The 6,703-nt window shown below is 74.0% G+C and carries 6 protein-coding genes; 4 read left to right on the top strand and 2 right to left on the bottom strand.

All coding sequences use genetic code 11. The features are described 5' to 3' along the window. Together HII36_RS52240 and HII36_RS52235 are read right to left on the bottom strand one after the other, a co-directional pair. Positions 1–608, bottom strand: a 608-nt coding sequence (locus HII36_RS52240) for a gamma-glutamyl-gamma-aminobutyrate hydrolase family protein (RefSeq protein WP_328808283.1), incomplete at its 3' end; no start/stop codon positions are given. Continuing rightward, positions 605–2,095 carry an aldehyde dehydrogenase gene (locus tag HII36_RS52235; protein WP_173530863.1) on the bottom strand — a complete coding sequence of 497 codons (1,491 nt, stop codon included), beginning with the start codon at positions 2,093–2,095 and terminating at the stop codon, positions 605–607. The genes HII36_RS52240 and HII36_RS52235, both read right to left, overlap by 4 nt. A 223-nt stretch (positions 2,096–2,318) precedes the next feature. On the opposite strand from HII36_RS52235, the gene HII36_RS52230 reads away from it, so the two are divergent. The 4 genes from HII36_RS52230 to HII36_RS52215 all read left to right on the top strand — a co-directional run. After that, positions 2,319–4,412, top strand: a complete 2,094-nt coding sequence (locus tag HII36_RS52230) for a PQQ-dependent sugar dehydrogenase (RefSeq protein ID WP_173530862.1) — start codon at positions 2,319–2,321, stop codon at positions 4,410–4,412. Positions 4,413–4,423: 11 nt separating this feature from the next. Then, on the top strand, positions 4,424–5,320 hold the full coding sequence (locus HII36_RS52225; RefSeq protein ID WP_173530861.1) for a sugar phosphate isomerase/epimerase family protein: 897 nt from the start codon (positions 4,424–4,426) through the stop codon (positions 5,318–5,320). A 175-nt stretch (positions 5,321–5,495) separates the two neighbouring features. Next, positions 5,496–6,353 (top strand): alpha/beta fold hydrolase, encoded by an 858-nt coding sequence (locus HII36_RS52220; RefSeq protein WP_173530860.1) that lies wholly within the window; start codon positions 5,496–5,498, stop codon positions 6,351–6,353. A gap of 135 nt (positions 6,354–6,488) precedes the next feature. Next, the coding region (locus tag HII36_RS52215; RefSeq protein WP_217371048.1) for a hypothetical protein at positions 6,489–6,703 on the top strand (215 nt) is incomplete at its 3' end.

Here is a 6,703-nt window from a genome sequence, read left to right as displayed (position 1 = left end):
GCCCCCGCCCGTTCCACGCCCTCCACCGTTCCGTCCGCGGCGTGCGCGGTGGCGGACAGCCCGGCGCCCAGCCGCTCCACCCGCTGGTGGTGGAAGCAGGACGCCTCCACCTTGCCCGCCCCGCAGGCCCGCTCCAGCAGCGACCCCGGCGCCAGCGCGACCGGGTGGGTCACGTGCCGGTGCTCGCGGTCCGGCCCGCCCATGTCCTGCTCCAGGGTGCCGCCGAGCAGCACGTTCACCACCTGCAGCCCCCGGCACACGGCCAGCGTCGGCAGCCCGGTGGCCAGCGCGCCGGCGGCCAGCGCCAGGTCGAAGGCGTCCTGCTCGTCGTCCACGTCGTAGACGCCGGGGTGCGTGCCGGGCGCGCCGTAGCGGTGCGGGGCCACGTCGCCGCCGCCAGGCAGCAGCAGCCCGTCGAACCTGGCCAGCCGCCCGGCCACCTGAACGGCGTCGGCGACCCCGCCGGGCGCGTGCGGATGCAGGCTCACCGGCTCGCCGCCGGCCCGCCACACCGCCTCGACCAGCGCACGCGAGTTCACCTCGGCCGCGTACCGCAGCGCGGCGGCCGAGGCGGAGAAGCGGGCCGGGATCGCGATCAGGGGTCTCACAGCTGGATCCAGGTGGTCTTGAGCTCGGTGTACTTCTCCAGCGCGTGCGCCGACTTGTCGCGGCCGTTGCCGGACTGCTTGACCCCGCCGAACGGAACGGTGAGATCGCCTTCCTCGTAGCAGTTGACCCAGACGGTGCCCGCCTTCAGCGCGCGTGACACGCGGTGCGCGGTGCCCAGGTCGGCCGTCCAGAGCCCGGCGGCCAGGCCGTAGTCGGTGGCGTTGGCCAGCGACACCGCCTCGTCCACGTCGTCGAAGGCGAGCACGGACAACACCGGGCCGAAGATCTCCTCCCTGGCCAGCCGGCTGCCCGGGCCGACCTGGTCGAAGACGGTCGGCTCCAGGAACGCGCCGCCGGTATCGGCCAGGATCCGGCCGCCGCCGGTGCGCAGCCGCGCGCCGCCGGCCAGGCCGTCCTCGACGTGGCCGCGTACGCGCTCCAGGTGGGCCTCGCTGACCAGCGCGCCCATCTCGGTGGCCGGGTCGAGCGGGTCGCCCACGCGCAGCGCGCGGGCCCGCGCCACCACCGCCTCGACGACCCGCTCGGCGACCGAGCGGTGCACCAGCAGCCGTGACGGCGCGGTGCACATCTCGCCCTGGTTGAAGAAGACGCCCCAGGCGGCGGTGGCCGCGGCGGCGTCCAGGTCGGGGGCGTCCGGCAGGATGATGTTGGGCGACTTGCCGCCCAGCTCCAGCCAGACCCGCTTGAGGTTGGAGTCGGCCGCGTAGCGCAGGAAGTGGCGCCCGACGGCGGCCGAGCCGGTGAAGGCGAGCACGTCCACGTCCGGGTGCAGGCCGAGCGCCCGCCCTGCGGCCGGCCCGTCGCCGCACACCACGTTCAGCACGCCGGGCGGCAGCCCCGCGCGGGTGGCCAGCCGGCCCAGCTCCAGCGCCGACAGCGGCGACAGCTCCGACGGCTTCAGCACCACCGTGCAGCCGGCCGCCAGCGCGGGCGCCACCTTCCACGAGGCCAGCGTGAGCGGGAAGTTCCACGGCACGACCGCGCCCACCACCCCGGCGGGCTCCCTGGTGACCAGGGCGAGCACGTCGGCGGGCACGTGCGGGGCCTCGTCGGCGAGCTTGCCCGCCAGCTCGCCGTACCAGCGGAAGGTGGCGATGGCGGCGCGCAGCTCGATCGTGTACGCGTCGCTGACCGGCTTGCCCATCTCCAGGCTGACCAGCAGCGCCAGCCGTTCGCGTGACTCCTCGATCAGCTCGGCCAGCCGGATGAGCGCCCGGCCGCGTTCGGCGGGGGACATCCTGGGCCAGGGGCCCGCGTCGAAGGCGCGCCGCGCGGCCGACACCGCGAGCGCCACCTCCGCCGGGCCGCCGTCGGCGATCTCGGTCAGGACGCGGCCGTCGCGGGGCGAGCGGACCGGGTATCCGCCCGCGCCGCCCGGCTCGTCGGCGCCGTCGATGTGGTGGACGGTGGGCAGGTCCAGCGCCGCGGCCCTGGCCAGCCACTCGTCATGGGTGAGGTTCAGCATCTCGCCAAAAAATGTACGGGCCCAAACGATTATTCGTCAATGGCCGGCCGGCGCGGTCGGCCCGGACTCCCGCCGCACCGCCGGCCCGTGGTGACTTTCATCGATCGACGGCGAAAGGTCTCCGATCGCGCGCGGTAGGCCCTCCTCCTCCGGCGGAACTCGGGTTACATTCACGGTGATCTGCTCCCTGTTATCCCCCCGAGAAGACCGAAGGGAGACAGGCATGAGAGCCAGAACCGCGATCGCGGCCGTGTCTGCCGCGGCGATCCTCATGCCGGCCACAGCCCACGCGACAGGGACGGCGGCCCCGCCGCCGGACGACCTGTTCCAGAAGGTGACGCTCAACGACCACCCGGGCGAGCCCATCGACCTGGCGGTGTTACCCGACTCCAGGGTCCTGCACACCACCCGCGGCGGCGAGGTGTGGCTGCACGACCCGAAGACCGGGCTCAACACCCTCGCCGCCCGGCTGGAGGTCTACGAGCACGACGAGGAAGGACTGCAGAGCATCGCGCTCAGCCCCGGCTTCGGCCAGGGCCCGAAGCGGGACGACTGGGTCTACCTCTACTACTCGCCGCCGCTCGACACCCCCGTGGACGACCCCGCCACCCCGGACGTCAACGAGGGCGACGCCCCGTTCACCGGCACGCCCGCCGACTTCGCGCCGTTCAAGGGGCTGATCAGGCTGTCGAGGTTCCGCCTCACCGGCGCCACCCTCGACCCGCGCACCGAGCAGCGCATCCTCGACGTGCCCGTCGACCGGGGCATCTGCTGCCACGTCGGCGGCGACATCGTCTTCGACGCCGCCGGCGACCTGTACCTGTCGACCGGCGACGACACCAACCCGTTCCAGTCCGACGGCTACACCCCCATCGACGAGCGGGCCGACCGCAACCCGGCCTTCGACGCCCAGCGCAGCTCCGGCAACACCGCCGACCTGCGCGGCAAGATCCTGCGCATCAGGGTCGGCGCGAACGGGACGTACACGATCCCACCGGGCAACCTGTTCCCGCCGGGCACCAGGGACACCCGGCCCGAGATCTACGCCATGGGCCTGCGCAACCCGTTCCGCATCGAGCTCGACAGGTCCACCGGCGACCTCTACGTGGCCGACTACTCGCCCGACGCGCGGAACGCGAACCCGCTGCGCGGCCCGGCGGGCACCGGCAAGTGGATGATCGTCCGGCGGCCGGGCAACTACGGCTGGCCGTACTGCGCGACCGCGCGGCTGCCGTACGTGGACTTCGACTTCGCCACCGGCGCGTCCGGCGCCGCGTTCGACTGCGCCAGGCCGGTCAACGAGTCGCCGCACAACACCGGCAGGCGCGAGCTGCCCGCCGTCGTGCAGCCCGAGGTGTGGTACTCCTACGGCGCCTCGCCGGAGTTCCCGCAGCTCGGCACCGGCGGCATCGGCCCGATGGCCGGACCGGCCTACGACTTCGACGCCCGCGACACGCGCGGCCGCGCGCCCGTTGCCTGGCCCGAGTACTACGACGGCGTCCCGCTCTTCTACGAGTGGACCCGCGACTACGTCAAGGCCTTCCACGACGAAGCCGGGCGGATCGAGGCCGTGCTGCCCTCGATCGTCTTCGACAACCCGATGGACCTGGAGTTCGGCCCCGACGGCGCGCTCTACGTGCTGGAGTACGGCGACGGCTTCTTCAGCGAGAACCCCGACGCCCAGCTCGCCCGCATCGACTACATCGGGCACAACGGCGACCACACGCCCGTCCCGGCCGCCGCCGCGTCCGTGACGGCCGGCCACGCGCCGCTCACCGTCGCCTTCACCAGCGCGGGCACCACCGACGCCGACGGCGACAGGCTCCGCTACGCCTGGGACTTCGACGCCGACGGCAAGGTCGACGCCCGCACCCCCGAGGCGACGTTCACCTACGCGCGAAACGGCCTCTACCACGCCACCCTGCGGGTCAGCGACAGCGGCGGGCTGTCGGCGGCCACCTCGGTGCGGATCGTGGTCGGCAACGCCGCGCCGGTGGTGGAACTGGTCGAGCCGGTGGCCGGGCAGCCGTTCTCGTTCGGCGACGCCGTGCCGTTCGAGGTGCGCGTCACCGACGACCAGCCGGTGGACTGCGCGAACGTCACCGTCACCTACGTCCTCGGCCACGACGACCACGGGCACCCGCAGACCACCGCGCGCGGCTGCACCGGCGTCATCCAGACCACCGAGCCCGGCGGGCACGACCCGGACACCGACCGGCTCACCGGCGTCTTCGCCGCCGCCTACACCGACCCGGGCACCGGCGGCCTGCCGCCGCTGACCGGCACCGACGAAGTCGTCCTGCAGCCCACCCGATAGGAGATCCACCCATGTGCTACGGCTACGGCCCCAGCAGGCGGTCCGTGATCGCCGCGGGCCTCGGAATCGGGGCCGCGGCGCTGGCCGGCACCGCCGCCACCCCCGCCGCCGCCTCTGTCGCGGCGGGCGGCGGCCACCGTGTCCCGCCCGGCCTCATCAGCATCCAGCTCTGGACGGTACGCGCCGACCTGGCGCGCGGCTACGACGCCACCCTCACCTACCTGGCCGAGATCGGCTACCCGAAGGTCGAGCTGGCGCTCGGCTACTTCGGCCGGACGGCGGCGCAACTACGCGCGTTCCTCGACGGGATCGGCGTCCAGGCCAGCTCCAGCCACGACGGGCTCAGCCCCGACGCCGCCGCGCTCGACGCCAAGATCGCCAACGCGCTGACCCTCGGCCAGTCCTACCTGGTCGTGCCCTACCTGAACTCGGCCAGTGCCGACGAGTGGAAGGCATGGGCGGAACGCATGAACGTCGAGGCTCAGGCCGCCAGGTCCGCCGGGCTGCGGTACGGCTACCACAACCACGCCCACGAGTTCACCACCGACCTCGGCGGCGGGACCACGCCCTGGGACATCCTCACCGCCGAGCTCGACCCCGGCCTGGTCCACCTGGAGATCGACATCTACTGGGCGGTCACCGGCGGAGTCGGGCGTGGCGCGGCCGACCCGGTGGGCTTCGCCATCGACGTCATCCGCGACGCGCCGCAGCGGGTGCTGCAGTACCACGTCAAGGACCGGCACCTGAACGGCGACATGGCCGACCTGGGCACCGGGACGATCGACTTCCGCCGGGTGTTCGAGTCGCACCGGGTGAAGGAGTACATCGTGGAGAACGACACCCCGGACGTCACTCCCCGCCAGACGGCCGACACCGGCTACCGGTACCTGCGCCGGCTGCGCTTCTGAGGCCGATCGCGCTTCTGGAGTCGGCTGCGGTTCCGGAGGCGGTCGCGGTTCCGGAACCGGCCGCGGTTTTCGAGGACCGCCGGGGCGCGGTGGCATCAGCCCCCGCCGCCGCGCCCCGGCACCCCCCTCGTATATCGGTTGCGCGGCGGAAAAGCGCGCTGCGAGTATCCCCGCCATGCCTACCTACCGAGCCCCCGACGGAACCGTCCTCGCCTATCACGTGCACGCCGGGCCGCACCGCGACGGCGCCCCGGTGATCTGCCTGCCGGGCGGCCCGATACAGGCGTCGGCCTACCTCGGCGACCTCGGCGGCCTGGCCGCGCACCGGCGGCTGGTCACGCTGGACCTGCGCGGCAGCGGCGCGTCCGCCGTCCCCGACGACCCCGGCTCCTACCGCTGCGACCGGCTCACCGGCGACGTCGAGGCGCTGCGCGAACACCTCGGACTCGACCGGATCGACCTGCTCGCGCACTGCGCGGGCGCCAACGTCGCCGTCCAGTACGCCGCCCGCCACCCCGCACACGTCGCCACGCTCACCCTGGTCACGCCGAGCACCCGGGCCGTCGGCATCGAGATCACCGGCGCGGCCAGGCTCGAGACCGCCCGCGCCCGGGCCGGCGAGCCGTGGTTCGGCCCGGCGTACGCGGCGCTGGAGTCGGCCACGGAAGGCCGGGCCACGGCCGCCGACTGGGCCGCCATCGCCCCCTTCAGCTACGGCCGCTGGGACGCCGCCGCCCAGGCACACCACGCGGCCGGCGACGAGCAGCGCAACGACGAGGCCGCCGCCGTCTTCGGCGCCGAGGGCGCGTTCGACCCCGCCGCCACGCGGGCGGCGCTGGCCGGGCTCGGCGCGCCGGTGCTGCTGCTGGCCGGCGAGGTGGACGTCGCCGCCCCGCCGCCCGCGATGGCGGAGTTCGCCGGGCTGTTCGGGGACGCCGCGTTCGCCGTCCAGCCGGGCGCCGGACACTTCCCGTGGCTCGACGACCCGGACTGGTTCGCCGCCACCGCCGGCCGCTTCCTCGGCGGTCGATGACCTTCCCCTCGTAACGCCTCGTAGCGACGCCCGCGCTCGCCCGATGGTCTCCCTTGACCGAGGAGGGGGCACTAACCGTCTTGACGAGGTCCGCCGCTCGTGCCGCGGATCGTCCGGTCGAGAGGAAGTGCTCTGGTGAGTGGGACCCGCGAGCCCGCCGTCCCCGCGGTGGTCGACAGCCCGGTGCGGGCGGTGGCGCCCGGCAGCCGCCTGACGCGGTGGCTGCTGGAGCACCGGGTGCAGCAGCCGGTCGGCCCGGAGACCGAGGAGGGGCACGCCAAGCCGCAGCCGTGGTGGAAGGTGATGTGCCTGACCGGCGTCGACTACTTCTCCACGCTGGCCTACCTGCC

This window comes from Nonomuraea antri (assembly GCF_013283785.1).
Taxonomy (GTDB): domain Bacteria; phylum Actinomycetota; class Actinomycetes; order Streptosporangiales; family Streptosporangiaceae; genus Nonomuraea; species Nonomuraea antri.
The sequence above is the reverse complement of the archived record's forward strand: the minus strand, read 5'-3'. Positions and strand labels throughout refer to the sequence as shown.